Here is a 1,481-nt window from a genome sequence, read left to right as displayed (position 1 = left end):
TTGCTATCTTTAACACTAAACTAAACACAGAACATATGAAAACCGAAACAAAGACAAAGGGTTCTTCTTTCCGCCCATCACAAAATGCTGATGGAGTATCTGAAAACCATCATGCAGGGATCAACCGTTTGGTAAAACTTTCACTGGTTGTGGAGGGAAAAATTATTAAGTACTACAAACATTTCACGCTTAAGCAAAAAGCGAGTCACCATCACGAATTCAGTCTTACCCTTGCCCATGATGCATTGGGAGACAGGCAGAGCCATACTCTGGAGGAGGCTAATAAGTTTTTGGGGAAACGTCTTACTGCTATTATTTCCTATAAAGATATAGATAACAGTCCCGAAAGAAACTTCGTAGGACTCATTACCAAAGTAGGGTTCAGCCAGGAAAAGATGAGCCTTGGAAATATTGTACTTTCAGGGTACAGTCCAACAATCTTACTGGATGGAGCACCGCATATCCAGAGTTTTGGAGGTGGGCAACCCGTTAATATGGGAATCATTGCTGAAGAAGTCATCAAACAGGGAATTGACAAAGGACGTTTTGATATCAGAGTGGATACCAATGACTATTCTCAGATTATCTACAGCAGCCAATACAACGAGACGCATTATAACTATCTTGCAAGAATGGCAGAAGCCTATGGCGAACAGTTTTACTATGATGGAGAAGTACTTCACTTCGGAAAACTTCCCCCTCAGAATAAACCTATAAAACTTACTTACGGCAGCAATGCTGATGACATTAGAGTAGAATTAAAAGCTGTTCATACAAAGCCACAGTACTACGGCTACAACAGCAGTAAAAATGAAAAGCTGACTTCCGGTGAAACTCCTGTTAACCATTTGGGAGATCTTGCAAAAACCGCATACAGTCATAACGAAAAAATCTATAAAACACCTGCTCTTCAGGTGGCACCTATTAAGGCGTCCACTCACTTAGATGTAGAAAACTCTCAGAAAAGTACGGCAGGAAGTGAAGCTGTGAGTGTATTTTCAGTTTCAGGATCTACAACGGTACCCTTCCTTCATCCTGGATGTGTGGTAGATATTCACATGAGAAAGCCGGACAGTAATGAAACTTCTTATTTCACCAAAGTGATGGTAACAGAAGCTGTTCATGAAATTGATACGATCGGACACTATAAAGGAAGTTTTGAATCTATAGCCGCCGATACAGGCTTTTTACCCAAACCTGAATTTACGGTTCCTATTGCACAACCTGAGATTGCAACGGTAATATCGAACGCCGATCCTGAAGGACAGGGAAGAGTACAGGTAAGATTCGACTGGCAGATGAATGATACGACTCACTTTGTAAGAATGATGAGTCCTGATGCGGGAGGAACTGACCAGATTACTCAAAACCGTGGCTATGTAGCTATTCCCGAAGTAGGCGACCAGGTAATGGTGAACTTTGTCCACAGCCATCCTGACCGTCCATTTGTAATGGGAGGAATGTTCCATGGTGGAGTTGGT

Annotated in this window: 1 protein-coding gene; it reads left to right on the top strand. The window is 41.9% G+C overall.

What is annotated here, in order from left to right; translation table 11 throughout:
* Positions 1-35: 35 nt before the first annotated feature.
* Positions 36-1,481, top strand: a 1,446-nt coding sequence (locus tag J2772_RS24105; RefSeq protein WP_209921607.1) for a type VI secretion system Vgr family protein, incomplete at its 3' end; no start/stop codon positions are given.

It is taken from the genome of Chryseobacterium jejuense, from assembly GCF_017877355.1.
GTDB lineage: Bacteria > Bacteroidota > Bacteroidia > Flavobacteriales > Weeksellaceae > Chryseobacterium > Chryseobacterium jejuense_A.
Note: the sequence above shows the minus strand (reverse complement) of the source record. Positions and strands in the feature narration are given on the sequence as shown.